The following is a 17,009-nucleotide window of genomic DNA, read 5'->3' on the forward strand; positions in this document are numbered from 1 at the left end:
AGTAATCTCGTTGTATTTGTTCCTGAATAGCTGGATTTTATCCAACTACTACGAGTTATTGTTAGCCTACTACTATTTATCCCTCCTATTTAAGTAGTCAAAAAATAGTTGACAATATAATTTAAATTGATATACTAAACATTGTATTGAAATTGATAATCATTATCAATGATAAAAACATAACATAGATAATAATTTCATCATTTCAATAATCTGTATGTTTATATAGCTTACATAAGGAGAGTGTATGAGAAATGAGGAAGTTTAAATTAACTGTTTTATTAACAATTTTTGTTTTGATGTTGGCAGCTTGCTCCAATTCAAGTAATGATAATGGTAAAACAGAAACTAATGGGCAAGAAAATCAATCTACTAAAGCTTCAACGGTTGAAATCACTGATGCTCATGGAACTGTTACTGTTCCTGTAAACCCTAAAAATGTAATTGCTCTGGATAGTAGAGCTTTTGAAACTTTAGCTGATTGGAATATTAAATTAGTGGCTGCTCCAAAGGATGTAATGCCTGCGGATTCAACATATGTAAAAGATGATTCGGTTAAAAATATTGGAAATCACCGTGAACCAAATCTTGAAATTATAGCAGCTGCAAACCCTGAACTTGTCATTATCGGTCAAAGATTTGCTAACCATTATGAAGCGATCAAAAAATTAGTGCCAAATGCAGCTGTTATTGATCTGAATTTTGATGTTTCTGAGAAAGCTGATAAACCAGGGGAAAACTTAGCAAATGGATTTAAGGATATTACAATTACTTTAGGACAAATTTTTGATAAAAATGAAGAAGCTAAACAATTGGTAGCTGATTTTGATAAAGCTATCGAAGATGTTAAGTCTGCCTATAATGGATCGGATACAGTTATGGGTGTTGAAGTTTCTGGTGGGAACATTGGCTTTTCAGCTCCAGGTTTTGGACGTGTTTGGGGACCGATGTTTGAAATTTTTGGATGGAAACCAGCTTTAGAAATTAAAAATGCTACTTCAGATCATAAAGGTGATGAGATTTCTGTTGAAGCTATTGCAAAAAGTAATCCTGATTGGCTTCTCGTAGTAGATCGTGATGCTGCAGTATCTTCTACAACTGATGCCGTTCCTGCACAAGATGTGATTAATAAATCACCTGCTCTTCAAAAAGTAACTGCTATTACTAAAGGGCAAATTGTTTATGCACCAAATGACACTTATACAAATGAATCAATCCAAACTTTCATAGAGATATTTAAAAACCTTGCAAAAACTTTAGCTAAGTAATCTAAAGGAGCATAACATGGTGCTGAAAGAGACAGTACAAAAAAATTCTGGGGTTGAGAAAAATTCTCAGCCCCGGCTTTATAACCACAACAAGGTATGGACAAAACCTTTTATATTCGCGATTATAGTTGTTATTATTTTGGGAATTATATCCCTATTTACGGGAGTTTATGATATACGTGGACAAGAGGATGGAATGGAAATGTTTTTCATTACTCGTGTTCCAAGAACAGCCGCATTAATGCTTACTGGGGCTGCTATGGCCATGTCAGGACTCGTAATGCAACTTATTACACAGAATCGTTTAGTTGAACCTACCACAACAGGAACTATTGAATGGGCGGGTTTGGGACTTCTTGTTGTTTACTTATTATTTCCTGCACCAACGTTAATTCTAAGAATGACTGGTGCAATTGTTTTTTCTTTTATAGGAACTATGATATTCTTTTTATTTTTAAGAAGAGTTAAACTCCGTTCGTCTTTAATTGTCCCAATTATTGGACTGATGCTTGGTGCAGTCATTTCTGCAGTTTCCACTTTTATGGGACTCCTTTTTCAAGTGACGCAAAATATTGAATCTTGGTTTGTAGGTTCTTTTGCGGCAGTTCAAGTTGGAAGATATGAATATTTATGGCTAATTGTTATCGTTACTTTTCTTATTTTTATTTATGCTAATAGACTGACTTTAGCAGGACTAGGGGAAGATGTTGCAACAAGTCTTGGAGTAAATTACAATAGGATCGTTCTTTTGGGTACTGGTCTTATTTCTTTAGCAGTTGGAATTGTTGCAGCTGTTATTGGAAACTTACCTTTTTTAGGATTAATTGTCCCAAATATTGTTTCAATGTTTAGGGGAGATGATCTTAGGAGCAATTTGCCTTGGGTATGTGTGATAGGAATGGGTACTATAACGGTTTGTGACATCATTTCTCGAACAATTATAATGCCTTTTGAAGTACCTGTTTCTTTAATACTTGGAACAGTGGGGGCAGTCGTATTTATTGCTATTTTATTGAGACAAAGAAAACCAAGGAGGCTAAGATGAACGCATTGGAATATAGAAATAAAGAAAATGTCGTAATCAATTCTAGCCTTCATAATGAGAATAGATCAGCTAGAGCTTTTCGCTCTAAGAAAGAAGAACAACGTTATTGGATTTTGCTGATAACATTGATTGTATTGGGTCTCCTTTCTTCATATGGACTTTTAGTTTATAACAATCCAGTTCCGGTAGATTCACCTTCTTTTATTCCAGTTGTTAAGAGAAGGTTAGTAGCTCTTGTTGCAATGCTTATTGCTGCTATTTGTCAAAGTTTGTCGACCGTTGCTTTCCAATCGATTACGAATAATAGAATTATAACCCCTTCACTTTTAGGCTTTGAATCACTTTACACAACAATTCATACGAGTACAATATTTTTCTTTGGTGTTGGTGCATTGATTAACTTTACTGGTATTGTACCATTTGCAATTCAAGTTATTGTTATGGTCTTGATGAGTTTGATACTTTATGGATGGTTGCTTTCTGGAAAGTATGGAAATTTGCAGCTTATGCTTTTGGTTGGAATTATTATTGGAACAGGTCTGAAATCTGTGTCATCTTTCATGAGGAGACTTCTTTCGCCTAATCAATTTGATATTTTACAGGCAAGATTGTTTGGTTCTGTTAATAATGCAGATTCTGCATATTTTCCTATTGTAATTCCTGTGGTAATAATTGTAGCATTATTACTTCTTGCTCATTCTAAGAAATTAAATATACTGTCACTTGGAAAGGATGTCTCTACTTCATTTGGAGTTAAACATCAATCTAGTATAATTTATACACTTATATTAGTTTCTGTTTTGATGTCAATTTCAACAGCTTTGATTGGACCACTTACTTTCTATGGATTTTTAGTTGCAACTTTGAGTTATCAAGCAGCGCCAACCTATGATCATAGATATATTTTTCCAATGGCTCTTGCTATAGGGTTTTTGATAATAACGAGTGCATACTTTTTAATGTATCATGTATTCAATGCGCAAGGCGTCGTTTCAGTTATTATTGAATTATTTGGTGGAATCATATTCTTAACTGTCATTTTAAGGAAGAGGGCGCTATGATAAAGATTAATAATGTTAGAAAATTGTATACGGATGAGGTAAAAATAGGACCTTTGAATATCGAAATACCAAAAGCTGGTCTTACTTCATTAATTGGACCAAATGGTGCTGGAAAGTCTACGGCACTTTTGATGATTGGAAGACTTCTGGATATCGATGAAGGCCAAATTCAGGTGGCAGATATGGATGTTTCTAAATCTGATTCAAAAGACTTAGCAAAAATTATTACTATTTTGCGTCAAGAAAATCATTTTGTCACGAGGCTTACGATTAGACAACTAGTTGGATTTGGACGTTTTCCTTATTCGAAAGGAAGATTAACTAAAGCGGATGAGGCTATTATCTCTAAATATATCGATTTTTTAGGTTTGACTGATCTAGAAAACAGATATTTAGATGAGCTTTCTGGTGGTCAAAGGCAAAGGGCATATGTAGCAATGGTTTTGTGCCAAGAGACTGAATATGTACTTTTGGACGAACCTTTGAACAATCTTGATGTTGCTCGTTCTGTTCAAATGATGGAGCATTTGAGGCATGCTGCTAATGAATTTGGAAGAACAATTCTGACTGTTATGCATGATATAAATTTTGCAGCCAAATACTCTGATAGAATTTGTGCTATGAAAGATGGACAAATTGCCGCTTTTGGAACAGTAGAAGAGGTTATGGATCCAGAAGTTTTGACAGATATTTTTGAAACGAAAATAGAAATTATCGATGGTCCTTATGGGCCAATAGCGATTTATTAATTACAAGATTTTCAAATAAAGGGGAGCATCTCAAAAAAATAAGTATGCCTAAGAAACCTATGTCTTGAAACGGGAGGTTTCGCACGTGCCAGCATGATCCCACGATTGACGGGATAAAAACGGTTGGACTCGTCCAGTTGCCTGCTATGATTTCCGTAACGAATGGTACCAAGAGATGGTTCAAGTCGGTGGTTCTGGATCAGTGGACCATCCGGCTGTAACTCATATATCGGAGAACAAGAACATAGTCTCATTAGAATCCGCGCTCAGCGCGTTTTTTTGTTTTTAGGGTTCAAGTTGCCAACCTTATTTTTGAACAGGCCAAGAGAAGTTTTGCTCTGCTCTCTACCTAAGCTAGATTTTGAAATAATAATTAGATTTTTTATAAAAATGTCAAAATACAGAATACGCGGATACAACTGAATTGGACTGGACCACATAGGATGAATTGAAAATTTGCTGCTCAGCAACTAGAGTTCGCGGGAGATTTTATTAGCCAAAAAGACCAAATTATTGAAGAAAATATAGGAATTAATCGATCAAACGTGACATTTGATTTCCTTAAGTTTAGGTCTTGATAATTTTCAGTCTAATGGTTTATTTTCTTTTAAAACAGCATTTTTTATTTTTTGCGATTAAAGTAACCTTTGCCCTCATAGATGGCACTTATCAGTAGTTCAGCACAGAGGAGATGTAACTAGCATGCAGTATTGGGTAGAAGAAGCGAGACGGGGCAATCAGTTAGCATTTGAACAGATAATGGGACAGTTTCAGGGGATGGCGTATGCCGTTGCTTATGCTAAATTGCAGGATGCTCATTTGGCTGAGGATGCCGTTCAGGAGGCTTTTGCAGAGGCATTCAAATCCTTGCACAAGCTTAAGGAATCTAACGCTTTTCCAGGATGGTTCAAGGTGATCGTGACCAGAGCGTGCAATCGCATGATACGCAACAAGAGGCCTAGTACCATTGCTTACGAACAGATGGTAGAGTCAGTCGCCCCTGTACCTGATATAGCTGATCTTGTGGTACAAAGAGATCTATATCAGTCTCTCTATGCTTCGATTGCTGGACTATCCTATAACTTGCGCGTGGCGGTACAATTGTTTTATTTTCAAGGCCACTCATTGAAAGAAATTGAGGCGTACTTAAACATACCAACAACCGTACTCAAAAAACGACTCTTCGATGCCCGCAAAAAACTGAAGGTTGCGCTCCCTATTGCTGATTTTGTATCTGTATGGAACGATTTATATGAAGGGGGAAGAAGCATGCTGCATATTGTAAATGGAGATGTAGTCGCGGATAAGCTGCGTAAAAGCGGGGTTCAAGGGGATATTCTTGTATGGAGAGAAATTTATTCGGAAGGACCGATATTCACAGATTTAATGGAGGATGGAAATCGGGCAATACGTGCAACGTATTTGGAACAACGACTGGGTATCCCAAGCCGTGAATATGAAAGCGGATGTCTATCGCAAGAGAAGGCATTAGCTGCTTTTCATCAGTATGAAGAAGTTGTCTTATGGTTCGAGCATGATCTTTTTGACCAGACGATGTTGAGTTTCTTATTGAATTGGTTTGCTGGACAATCTATGGGCACAACGAAGCTAAGCTTGCTGTGTATTGGAGATTATCCGGGGATCGAATTGTTTCGCGGGTTAGGTCAGCTATCTGTTCAGCAGTTAGAAGGTTTGTCAGGGACATGGCAATCGGTCGGAGACGAGGTGCTAGAGCTTGGGAGATTAGTATGGGACGCCTATTCCTCACCAGATCCTAGTAAGTTAGTTGAGCTGCTTCAAGGGAATTTGACGGCTTTGCCTTATGTTAATCGTGCGCTTCAATTCCATTTATCTAGATATCCTTCTATAAAAAATGGTCTTGGCATTGTACAGCAACTGACGTTGGAGATGGTGCGGGATGGTCTATCATCACCAGTGGATTTGTTTAAGCAAGTAGGTGACAAACTGCATGAACTAGGGATGGGGGACCTGCAATATTGGCAATGCTTAGCGGGAATGGTGCAAGGTAAGCATCCATTATTATCCCTGGATGGAACGAATCAAGTTCCGATGTATCAGGACGTTTCTACGGAATGGAAACATAGTAAGGTAGCGTTAACAGAATTAGGCAGCAAGATTCTGGATGGAGTGGAAGATTGGATAGCGATTAATGGCATTAATGAATGGTATGGCGGTGTTCATTTAGAGGGAAATCATGTTCCATGGCGCTGGGATTCGGTAAATAATCGGTTAGTTCAGGTACAATGTGGGAGGGAATGGAAGCTAATACAATAGGCTGACGTGATATAACAAGATAATTAGAAGTGAAGGACTGCCTGTTGCCTAAGCGGCTGCAAGGAGGCTCCCTTCACTTTTTTCTTAATGACGCATAGGCGAAAAATGCAAGTCCTATAATTAGAAAGGCGGGTACCACGATATTGTCGCCGAAGCCTGGCATTACAGTACTGGGGACAGTACCCGAAATATGGGCAGTATAAAAACCAGCGAGCTCTATACTCCCCGCTATCGTTGCTGCCATCCGTTCCAGTGTGTAGATCACTCCTGATGCAATGATAAAAACGATGCCCATAATGATAATAAATCTATCTTTCATACATCCTCACCCCTTATAGAACGCTATCTTCTTCTTGATGCAGATGCACGCTCATCGCTAAGCCGATGGCTACCATGTTAATTAATAGTGATGTTCCTCCGTAACTAATGAAGGGAAGCGTTATTCCCGTAAGCGGGATAATCCCGACCATCATGCCGATATTTTGGAAAATTTGATAGATATACATGGAGACAATTCCGACAATTATTAATGGTCCACTCGTAGATTTGGAGTTGATGGCGATTAGAATCAATCGATAGATCAGAATAAAGTACAGAATCAGGATGCCTGCTGCTCCAACAAAGCCAAATTCTTCACCAATGACGACAAAAATGGAATCTGAGTAGGAGTAAGGTATTTTACCCGAATGGATCATATCGCCCTTCATATAGCCTCTACCCAATAATTCACCTGAACCAATTGCTAGTCTAGCATTGTCCACATGGTAGGTTTGATCTTTGGAAGCGAATTCCGGTGCAAAATAAGTGTCTAATCGATCTGCCCAGTGCCCGAAACCTTTCTCTTTAAGGAATGTTCCGATAACTTCATGATTATGGCTATACAGATAATCGAACAGAAAGTAGCCGCCTACAAGTATAGCAATCCCAATAATGGCATGGGAATATTTGAGATTGCCTATCCAGAGCATGCCGATTAGGATCACAAGGTAGATGATGGCATTACCAAGATCGGGCTGCACGAGCACTAGCATGAAGGGTATAAATACGACAAATACAACAGGGACAACATCTCTAATTAGCAGTAAAGGCTCCTGATTTTTTCGGTAAAGAATATAGGTTAGGATGATGACCAGAATGATCTTCATGATTTCAGCAGGCTGCAAATCTAGCCCGCCTGGAATCTCATACCAGCCCCTAGCACCATTCTTCTCTGAACCAAAGAAGAAAATCCCGATTAGCAAAACAATACCGATAAGATAGATGTAGGGGGAGAATTTGAGCAGCGTTTTATAATTAAATAGACTGGCGAGTATAAAGGCAAAAATACAGACTGTATTGACGGTAATCAGTTTCTTGATACTGATCGGTTTGATATAGGTGTCATCGATCGTTGCACTATGAATAAGAAGGATGCTTAGAACAGAGAGGATCACGAGAATGCCAATGATTATATAATCCATTCTTTTGAGCTTGTCGAGAAGTATTTTCACGGCTTTCCCACTTTCTATAAGAAAACTTGAGCTATTTTGTTTAAAAAATCAATTAATATTTCTATTATACAATAGGGTGATTCACGACGGCAAAAGTGATTTGTTTGGGGTCATTTCTTGAATAGTTGCGTGATGAGGATTATACTGTGCTTGTTACCAATAGTCAGGGTAAAAGGAGGAAACAACATGAAAATTGAAGTATGGTCCGATGTGATGTGTCCGTTTTGCTATATAGGTAAGCGCCGTTTAGAACAGGGACTAGAACAATTTGCACATAACAATGAGATTGAAATCATATATCGCAGTTTTGAGCTTGATCCTCATGCTCCTAAGGATACCGAAGATGATATGCATGCAATGCTATCCAAGAAATATGGGATGAGTCATGAACAAGCAGTCGCGTCGGGTAAGCAGGTAGAAGGGATGGCTGCTAGTGTTGGGTTAGAGTATCATTTGGATAAGCTGATTTTGACCAATACATTCGATGCACACCGCTTGCTGCAATATGCGAATGATAAGGGTAAGGGAGCTGAAGTTAAGGAGCTGCTGCTCAAAGCACATTTTACAGATTCCAAGCATGTAGGTGAGCATGAAGTGTTAGCATCCATCGCGCAAGAAGCTGGCTTAAGCTATGATGAAACGCTTGCGATGTTAGCGACTGATCAGTATACAGCAGAAGTTCGCGCAGATGAAAGTGAAGCTAGAGCAATCGGCGTGCAAGGGGTCCCGTTCTATGTCATTGATCGCAAATATGCCATTTCTGGCGCACAGGCACCTGAGGCATTCCTAGAAGTGCTTAACAAAACTTGGCAAGAAGCGAATCCACTGATTATGCTCGATATGGATTCGGAAGGCTCTGATTCTGCGGATGGTTTCTGTGCAGACGGAATCTGCTCGGTAGAGAAGAAATAAAATCAATAACATCATATGTTTAACCACGAACTACAGTTTATGTAGCTCATGTTTTTAGGCTAGGATACCCCTTTGTGTAAAGGGGTACCTAGTCTTTTTTGGTTGGGAAATGATAGAATGGATTTGTTTGTCAGAAGATTTTTATTGAGAGATTTCTGAGAGATGATAATGATAGATTAATATTCTAAATACGAGGAGGGCAGGTTTTGAAGCGAATGAATTACCGCAGACTTGCTGGGATTATTGTCATCTTCGCTATAACGATTGCGACCTATGTAGGTTTATATATGCAAACGATTCCAAATTCCACAGCTCCCGTAGCTCGTCAAGGTATTCTGGATTTATCTAGTTGGGATTTTACGCAAGGAAGGATTGTCAATCTGGATGGTGAGTGGGAGTTCTATCGCAACACCTTACTGGAGCCAAACGATTTGCAGGCTGTATTAGAAGAGAAGCAAGAATATAAGGTGATTCCTGGAACATGGAAGGGTCAAGATGAGGACGATATGAGTAAGCATGGGTATGCTACCTATCGGTTGAAGGTGCTGTTGCCTGATAATTTGTCCAGTAGTGTTCTAGGGATGAAAATAAACAGTATTCGCATGTCTCATCTGCTGTATGTGAATGGGGAGTTGCTCGGGGAGAGCGGTCGTCCTGCTAGCGTTCAGGGGATGAGTGAACCAGGAAATACACCTTACAGTACCTATTTTCATACGGATAAGAGTGAAATTGAGATTGTCATTCAGATGGCTAACTATGTATTTATTGAGGGTGGGCTGAATACGATTCAATTCGGTCTGTCCCAGGACATCAGCATGCAAGATAGCGTTAAAATCGCGATTGATACGGCGGCGGTCCTATTATTAGGCATGTTCGGGGCGTATCATCTCAGTGTGTTTTTTTTGCGAGGTAAAGAGAAGCTGCATCTCTATGCTGGCTTATACCTGCTGTCTTTACTAATGAGCCAACTTGTTTTTGGAGAAAAAATATTGCTTCGTTTCGTACCTGATATTCCGTTCGATATCGCTTACCGGATGCAAGATGGGGGACTCATTGCAAGCTCAATTGCTTGTTTGTTGTTCTTCTGCTCGGTCGATCCTCGAATTATGTCCTTCAAGGTTCGGATGGCATGGATAATACCAATTGCTCTGTATTTGGTAGCCATATTTGTTCTTCCTTACCGGATATACAATGCACCCAAATATCTCTTTTTCATCTACTTAGGTATTATGATCGTTCACATTTTCACTAGGTTGGTCTATCTATCTGTTCGTAAACAAGATGCTGCTGAAAGAAAGGAATGGCTGCTCTTTATCGGGGCAAGCGTTGCTCTGAGCGTGTTCATGATACAAGGCTTACTTTACTATATGAACCTGCAGCAGACCGATCTGCTATCGAAGCTTGGCGCTATTTGCTTTGTAACACTAGTAAACCTGCTACTCGCAGTGAGATTCACGAACGCATATGAGAAATCAGAGAAGTTGGCGCATGAATTGCTTGTTTCCAATCAATTGAAAGATGAGTTTCTGACACAGACTTCCCACGAGATCAAAACGCCACTGCATGGCATTATGAATATGACCGCTCATTTATTAGAGAATGACGAAAGTAATTTGACTGCGGGGCAACGGCAAAATCTATGGCTTGTCAAAGATACAGCGGTTAAACTTTCGATGCTGATTCATGATCTGATCGATGTGACGCGCCTGAAGCATGGGGATCTGCGTTTAGAGGAGACGTTTGTTGACGTTAGGGTTGTGACACAAATTGTGTTCGATGTGCTCCAATTTGAACTACTAGGCAAGAAGGTCACACTAGATAATCAAGTTGGGCCGGGTGTAAGAGTGCTAGCTGACGAAAATCGATTAAGACAAGTAATGTACAATCTGGTACATAACGCAATCAAGCATACTGAACAAGGATTCATTCGAGTCGTATCCAGAGTAGGCTTGGAGCAAGTCACTATTGTCGTGCAGGATACGGGTATCGGCATACCTAGAGAGAGTTATGAGCCTATATTCGAGTATTTCGAGCATAGAGTGCCGCCTTCTAAGGAGGATGGTTATTCAGGGATGGGTGTGGGTTTATATATCAGTCGGAAATTAATCGAACGGATGGATGGCACGATAGGGGTCGAGTGGTCGGAGGTTGGCAAGGGGACGCACATGGCATTTACACTGCCACATGCTGTCACGCATAACGCATATGAGGAAGTAGCTGCTGTAATAGCTGAACAGTCAGAGCGAATCCCGCAGGAGCAGCCAGGAATCGAAATATTGGACAAGCAGAGACCTACGGTTCTAATTGTGGATGACGAGGCATCAAATATTTATATCATGGGCCAAATATTAAGTCGTCACCATTATAATGTATTGACTGCATATTCAGCTAAGGACGCGTTAAGAAAAATGAAAGAGCATAAGTATGTCGACCTTGCTATTCTTGATGTGATGATGCCAGAGATGTCTGGCTTTGAGCTATGCCGTACACTTCGTAAGTACCATTCTATTCTTGATCTTCCCATATTAATAGCGACAGTCAAGGATACAACACAGGATGTATCGCATGCCTTCAAAGTCGGTGCGAATGATTTTGTGACCAAGCCATTTGATGCGGATACGCTTATTGCCCGCATTCAAACTCTGATTGCGATGAAGAGCTCTATTCAAGAAGCCATGCGTAATGAGCAGGCGTTTCATCAGGCTCAGATTAAGCCGCATTTTCTATATAATGCACTTAGCAGTGTTATTTCATTTTGCTATTCAGATGGAGAGAAGGCGGCATATTTACTGTCTATGTTAAGTCAGTATTTGCGGTATATATTGGATATGGATCGATCGATAATGTTCGTTCCACTCTCTCAAGAGATGGAGCTGATCAAGGCTTATGTAGAGATTGAAAAGGCAAGATTTCGTGATCGATTCGAGTTCATATGCGATGTAGACGAAGAGCTGCTGCTTCGCTATATTCCTCCCTTATCGATTCAGCCATTCGTAGAGAATGCAATCCGTCATGGCTTGTTTGATAGAGGTGGATATGGGAAGATCCTACTTAAGATACATGAGTCTGAAGATTCACTTGAGGTGATTGTCGAGGATGATGGTGTTGGGATATCGAAGGAAATAGTTGAATCGCTTATGATGGGGGAACAAATAGGTGGTATTGCTATTGCGAATATCCGTAAGCGCTTGAAAGCTTTGTCTGATGCATCGTTCACTATTAGCTCAAAACCTGGTATTGGAACGAAGGTTTCGATGAGGCTACCAATTATGACTAACGAAATGAACATTAGGGTGCAGCAACAATATGAGGGGATGAACGCAGATGTTTAGTGCAGTTATTGTTGAAGATGAGGAACTGATCCTAGACTTGATGAAGCATATCATTGGACAGAGTAATCAATACGTTATCTTAGGAGCTTTCGTAGATCCCCATGAGGCACTTGCTGCTATTCCAATACTGAAGCCAGATGTCTTATTCCTCGATGTGGAAATGCCAAGAATGAACGGAATGGAACTTGCACGCCAGATTAATGAGGTTCTAGATGAGGTCAAGATTATTTTTACGACTGCCTATAAGCAATACGCACTGGAGGCCTTTCAGGTATACGCATTCGACTATATTCTCAAACCTGTTACACCAGCTGCGATCGAACGCATTACGAATCGATTATTGAAGCAACCACGTCCACCAAAGACAGCTGTCATAGAGCAAAGAAAAGCGGTAATTCGTTTATTTGGAGGTTTAGAAATTCGGAATATGGAGGGGGTGCTTGTTCATTTTCCTACACGCAAAGCGGAAGAACTCTTAGCATATTTTCTTTGTCACCCCGCAAAGGAAATCAGCAAATGGCAATTGATCGATAGGCTATGGCCGGAGATGGAGGAGGATCGAGCTACGGCTAATCTCCATAACACCGTCTATCGAGTAAAGAAAATGCTTAGAGAGCATTCATTAGAAATGGACATACTCAAGCTGAACGATGGTTATATGCTAGAACTGGGTACTCAACTGTACGATGTCTTGGAATATCAGCGTGCTACACTATCAATTATGGATGCTTCAATAGATGTCATATTGGCAGAACAACTATGTATGATGTACCAAGGAGCGCTACTAAATGGGAAGGATTACATCTGGAAGCTACCGCTTGAAGAAGCACTCTATAGGCAGTATTCAGCTATGATGTTGCATCTCTTGCAAATCGATTTGGCAACGAGATCTTGGGAGAATGCTGAGTTAAAGATAACTACGTTCCTACGTCAGTATCCTCTTCATGAGGAAATGAACCAAGCCTTAATCGAACTGTATGTGCAAACGGGTAAACGGGAGCGGGCCATGAAGCACTATAGTAAGTTCGAAGTGCTATATCGTGATGAATATGACTGTGATCCGCCTGAAGAGCTGCAACGATTGGCGGCTTTGGCGAAATAGGTAAGCTATGTAATAAGCAGGAGAGTGATCTCCTGCTTATTTGTATTTCGACAAAATACTGCGTTTTGAGAGAATTTTGAGAGAACCGATTGCTAGAATGCTGTCATAATAACTTAATTGTGAGGGGGAGAGTAAATGAAAAAAATAATATCTAGGAAATTCTTAACATTGTTTATGGTATTCACAATGGTGTTTGCTATGATTCCGAACACTATGACTTCTGTATTTGCCAGCGATGATGTAGCAATAACAAGTGAAGAAATAATCCCAGAACAGCCGAGCGATGAAGTAAATGAAAGTATTACAGAAAGTACCATAGAGAGAATGAATGCCCCTGATGTAATCATAGGCGGAACAGTGCATAACCAACAAATTCCATCATCCCCGATAGCTGGTGCAAAGATTATGCTAAAAAAAGGAAAAACAACTATTCAATCAGTCACTACAGCAGCTGATGGAACATTTGCATTTACGGGTGCGATAGCAGATGGTTACTATAACCTTTATGCAGAACAAAGTGTTTCAGGTTGGTATGGGAAGAAGTTCATCTCGACTCAGATGCTTGAAGTGAGAAATGGTGAGTTTTTCATTAAGGGAGCACAAGTGACTGAGATTCCGACCATTCATTTGGGCAGCAAGTCAAGTGTTTTGCAGATGAATGATTTTATCGTAGCTGCTGATGGGTTAAATGAATTATTTGACGGTAATGATTATACAGCGGAGGATGCTGCTTTTAATGGGATTGTTTCCTTCGAGCTGAGTGCGATGATGCATATTATATTAAGGATAATGAGCCTGAAAAAGTAGATGCAATAGATGCCGCACTTGATGGAAACAAAATAGGGAAGTATATACGATTTAGTCTTGTTAAGGGGAAGAATAATTCCGGAAATGCTATTCATAATGAGTTGCAAACATCCAATAGTAATATCACAATGATTTTACAAATTCCTACTGAGTTACAGAAACAGGACAGAACATTTGGTGTGATTCATTTGAATGCTCACAACATTCCTACACTTACAGAAGACACACTGAAAGACGGCAAAAATATTGAAATTATTACGAATAAATTTTCAATGTTCAATACTTACGCGCTTGTGTATAAAGACCCAAAAAAGACAGAGCAAGCTGCACCAACAGGCATTACAGGCATTCATGCTACTAAGCTTTTGACGATGACAGATGTGCAATCACAGGGTGCTCTTAGCGGGACTACTACCGCTATGGAATATCGTGCATATGGTAGTGATGTATGGATTGATGCAAAGCAGGAAAACATCGAAATCGCTGATAGTTTGCAGGATGGAGAATTCAAAAACATTTCTTCCACCGGCACAAAGGTTGATCCGACAGGTGCTTACTATGTGAGGTATAAAGAAACGCAAACCAAAGATGCCTCCCTGGAAGCAGGACCGTTCTATGTTCTGCAAGCTCTTGGCAATACGGATAATGACCACAAGAACTATCTAACCGACATAAACAGAAAAATGGCGTATGCTCCTAAAAGTTCAATTGATATTATCGGTTATGCAAACGGGAAATGGGTTTCCTCAAGTTACAATGATTATGGTTTCACGACAGTTGTGGGAGAGGAAAAGGACCGTCTAAATGACTTAACTAGCACTACTGGTGTTGATAAAAATAACATAAACTATAAACTGATTCCCGAGTTTATTGACAAAGGTACGCTGCTAAAGCTTAACTATGAAGTACAAAACAACTCTACTGAAGAATTTAGTACAAAATTCGGTGCATTTACGGATATTAAGGTTAATGATGACGATTTTGCACCTGTGAAGCATTTGAATGATCACAAGGGGTTTACCACAACAGGGGATGGCGTCACTTTTACTTTATTTGCAAAAGATTTATACGAAACAAATGCGAACACCTATTGGTTCGGTAGCTACGGTGGTATGATAAATAACCTGTATGTGCAATATGATGGTGAAGATATTACAGGTGTCGACTCCGGTATCGCCTACTCATTTAATGTTGATCATCTAGAAATGGGTGCGAAAACCACAAAATCAGTTGTAATGGGTATTGTACAAGAAATAATAGCAGAACTTGTAAGCATTCATGTTACAACCCCACCAACAAAAATAATCTACAACGTTGGCGAAAATCTTGACCTTACAGGGCTTGTAGTTACAGGAACTTATGATGATAAAACAACAGCGATCATGAATGTAACCCTAGCCGACATCACAGGCTTTGATAAAACAAAAGTTGGAAAGCAGACTCTCACAGTCACAATTGATGGAAAGACTACTACCTTTGAGGTGACTGTTGAGAAGAAACTTGTAAGCATCAAAGTTACAACCCCACCAACAAAAATGATTTACAATGTTGGTGAGAGCCTTGACCCTACAGGGCTTGTAGTTACAGGAACTTATGATGATGACACAACAGCGATTATGAATGTAACCCTTACTGATATCACGGGCTTTGATAAAACAAAACTTGGAAAACAGACTCTCACAGTCACAATTGATGGAAAAAGCACAACCTTCGAGGTGACTGTTGAGAAGAAACTTGTAAGCATCAAAGTTACAACCCCACCAACAAAAATAATTTACAATGTTGGTGAAAGCCTTGACCCTACAGGGCTTGTAGTTACAGGAACTTATGATGATGACACAACAGCGATTATGAATGTAACCCTTACTGATATCACGGGCTTTGATAAAACAAAACTTGGAAAACAGACTCTCACAGTCACAATTGATGGAAAAAGCACAACCTTCGAGGTGACTGTTGAGAAGAAACTTGTAAGCATCAAAGTTACAACCCCACCAACAAAAATAATTTACAATGTTGGTGAAAGCCTTGACCCTACAGGGCTTGTAGTTACAGGAACTTATGATGATGACACAACAGCGATTATGAATGTAACCCTTACTGATATCACGGGCTTTGATAAAACAAAACTTGGAAAACAGACTCTCACAGTCACAATTGATGGAAAAAGCACAACCTTCGAGGTGACTGTTGAGAAGAAACTTGTAAGCATCAAAGTTACAACCCCACCAACAAAAATAATTTACAATGTTGGTGAAAGCCTTGACCCTACAGGGCTTGTAGTTACAGGAACTTATGATGATGACACAACAGCGATTATGAATGTAACCCTTACTGATATCACGGGCTTTGATAAAACAAAACTTGGAAAACAGACTCTCACAGTCACAATTGATGGAAAAAGCACAACCTTCGAGGTGACTGTTGAGAAGAAACTTGTAAGCATCAAAGTTACAACCCCACCAACAAAAATAATTTACAATGTTGGTGAAAGCCTTGACCCTACAGGGCTTGTAGTTACAGGAACTTATGATGATGACACAACAGCGATTATGAATGTAACCCTTACTGATATCACGGGCTTTGATAAAACAAAACTTGGAAAACAGACTCTCACAGTCACAATTGATGGAAAAAGCACAACCTTCGAGGTGACTGTTGAGAAGAAACTTGTAAGCATCAAAGTTACAACCCCACCAACAAAAATAATTTACAATGTTGGTGAAAGCCTTGACCCTACAGGGCTTGTAGTTACAGGAACTTATGATGATGACACAACAGCGATTATGAATGTAACCCTTACTGATATCACGGGCTTTGATAAAACAAAACTTGGAAAACAGACTCTCACAGTCACAATTGATGGAAAAAGCACAACCTTCGAGGTGACTGTTGAGAAGAAACTTGTAAGCATCAAAGTTACAACCCCACCAACAAAAATAATTTAC

12 protein-coding genes are annotated in these 17,009 nt (G+C 39.6%); 10 read left to right on the forward strand and 2 right to left on the reverse strand.

The features are described from left to right. Positions 1-254 precede the first annotated feature (254 nt). From E0485_RS20340 to E0485_RS20360, 5 genes are all read left to right on the forward strand, one after another. Positions 255-1,268 carry a siderophore ABC transporter substrate-binding protein gene (locus E0485_RS20340; RefSeq protein ID WP_132419912.1) on the forward strand — a complete coding sequence of 338 codons (1,014 nt, stop codon included), beginning with the start codon at positions 255-257 and terminating at the stop codon, positions 1,266-1,268. Between the two features lie 16 nt (positions 1,269-1,284). After that, positions 1,285-2,313 carry an ABC transporter permease gene (locus E0485_RS20345; RefSeq protein ID WP_132419913.1) on the forward strand — a complete coding sequence of 343 codons (1,029 nt, stop codon included), beginning with the start codon at positions 1,285-1,287 and terminating at the stop codon, positions 2,311-2,313. Further along, the gene (locus E0485_RS20350) at positions 2,310-3,374 is read left to right on the forward strand and encodes an iron chelate uptake ABC transporter family permease subunit (RefSeq protein WP_132419914.1); all 1,065 of its coding nucleotides are present in this window, start codon (positions 2,310-2,312) and stop codon (positions 3,372-3,374) included. The genes E0485_RS20345 and E0485_RS20350 overlap by 4 nt, the downstream gene beginning before the upstream one ends. Then, the gene (locus E0485_RS20355; RefSeq protein WP_132419915.1) at positions 3,371-4,123 is read left to right on the forward strand and encodes an iron ABC transporter ATP-binding protein; all 753 of its coding nucleotides are present in this window, start codon (positions 3,371-3,373) and stop codon (positions 4,121-4,123) included. The genes E0485_RS20350 and E0485_RS20355 overlap by 4 nt, the downstream gene beginning before the upstream one ends. Before the next feature lie 702 nt (positions 4,124-4,825). Next, on the forward strand, positions 4,826-6,418 hold the full coding sequence (locus E0485_RS20360) for a sigma-70 family RNA polymerase sigma factor (protein ID WP_132419916.1): 1,593 nt from the start codon (positions 4,826-4,828) through the stop codon (positions 6,416-6,418). A 73-nt stretch (positions 6,419-6,491) separates the two neighbouring features. Here the strand turns inward: E0485_RS20360 and E0485_RS20365 are convergent, their stop codons facing one another. Further along, the gene (locus tag E0485_RS20365; RefSeq protein WP_132419917.1) at positions 6,492-6,737 is read right to left on the reverse strand and encodes a hypothetical protein; all 246 of its coding nucleotides are present in this window, start codon (positions 6,735-6,737) and stop codon (positions 6,492-6,494) included. A 13-nt stretch (positions 6,738-6,750) separates the two neighbouring features. Further along, on the reverse strand, positions 6,751-7,908 hold the full coding sequence (locus E0485_RS20370) for an FtsW/RodA/SpoVE family cell cycle protein (protein WP_235857652.1): 1,158 nt from the start codon (positions 7,906-7,908) through the stop codon (positions 6,751-6,753). Between the two features lie 186 nt (positions 7,909-8,094). Here E0485_RS20370 and E0485_RS20375 point away from each other — a divergent pair, with 186 nt between their 5' ends. The 5 genes from E0485_RS20375 to E0485_RS20395 form a co-directional block, all read left to right on the forward strand. Continuing rightward, on the forward strand, positions 8,095-8,820 hold the full coding sequence (locus tag E0485_RS20375) for a DsbA family oxidoreductase (RefSeq protein WP_132419918.1): 726 nt from the start codon (positions 8,095-8,097) through the stop codon (positions 8,818-8,820). Between the two features lie 215 nt (positions 8,821-9,035). Beyond that, on the forward strand, positions 9,036-12,152 hold the full coding sequence (locus E0485_RS20380; RefSeq protein WP_132419924.1) for a hybrid sensor histidine kinase/response regulator: 3,117 nt from the start codon (positions 9,036-9,038) through the stop codon (positions 12,150-12,152). Beyond that, positions 12,145-13,254 (forward strand): response regulator, encoded by a 1,110-nt coding sequence (locus E0485_RS20385; RefSeq protein ID WP_132419919.1) that lies wholly within the window; start codon positions 12,145-12,147, stop codon positions 13,252-13,254. The genes E0485_RS20380 and E0485_RS20385 overlap by 8 nt, the downstream gene beginning before the upstream one ends. Before the next feature lie 135 nt (positions 13,255-13,389). Then, positions 13,390-14,061, forward strand: a complete 672-nt coding sequence (locus E0485_RS20390; protein ID WP_132419920.1) for a carboxypeptidase-like regulatory domain-containing protein — start codon at positions 13,390-13,392, stop codon at positions 14,059-14,061. 188 nt (positions 14,062-14,249) lie between these two features. Beyond that, a partial coding sequence (locus tag E0485_RS20395; protein ID WP_207911025.1) for a bacterial Ig-like domain-containing protein occupies positions 14,250-17,009 on the forward strand: 2,760 nt, incomplete at its 3' end.

Source organism: Paenibacillus albiflavus (genome assembly GCF_004344915.1).
In the GTDB taxonomy this organism is placed as follows: domain Bacteria; phylum Bacillota; class Bacilli; order Paenibacillales; family NBRC-103111; genus Paenibacillus_AM; species Paenibacillus_AM albiflavus.

Bases quoted from the DNA above. Each gene is read 5' to 3' on its own strand.
- E0485_RS20350 (WP_132419914.1), top strand. From the start codon at position 2,310: ATGAACGCATTGGAATATAGAAATAAAGAAAATGTCGTAATCAATTCT.
- E0485_RS20385 (WP_132419919.1), top strand. From the start codon at position 12,145: ATGTTTAGTGCAGTTATTGTTGAAGATGAGGAACTGATCCTAGACTTG.
- E0485_RS20375 (WP_132419918.1), top strand. From the start codon at position 8,095: ATGAAAATTGAAGTATGGTCCGATGTGATGTGTCCGTTTTGCTATATA.
- E0485_RS20365 (WP_132419917.1), bottom strand. From the start codon at position 6,737: ATGAAAGATAGATTTATTATCATTATGGGCATCGTTTTTATCATTGCA.
- E0485_RS20360 (WP_132419916.1), top strand. From the start codon at position 4,826: ATGCAGTATTGGGTAGAAGAAGCGAGACGGGGCAATCAGTTAGCATTT.
- E0485_RS20340 (WP_132419912.1), top strand. From the start codon at position 255: ATGAGGAAGTTTAAATTAACTGTTTTATTAACAATTTTTGTTTTGATG.
- E0485_RS20345 (WP_132419913.1), top strand. From the start codon at position 1,285: ATGGTGCTGAAAGAGACAGTACAAAAAAATTCTGGGGTTGAGAAAAAT.
- E0485_RS20380 (WP_132419924.1), top strand. From the start codon at position 9,036: ATGAATTACCGCAGACTTGCTGGGATTATTGTCATCTTCGCTATAACG.
- E0485_RS20355 (WP_132419915.1), top strand. From the start codon at position 3,371: ATGATAAAGATTAATAATGTTAGAAAATTGTATACGGATGAGGTAAAA.
- E0485_RS20390 (WP_132419920.1), top strand. From the start codon at position 13,390: ATGAAAAAAATAATATCTAGGAAATTCTTAACATTGTTTATGGTATTC.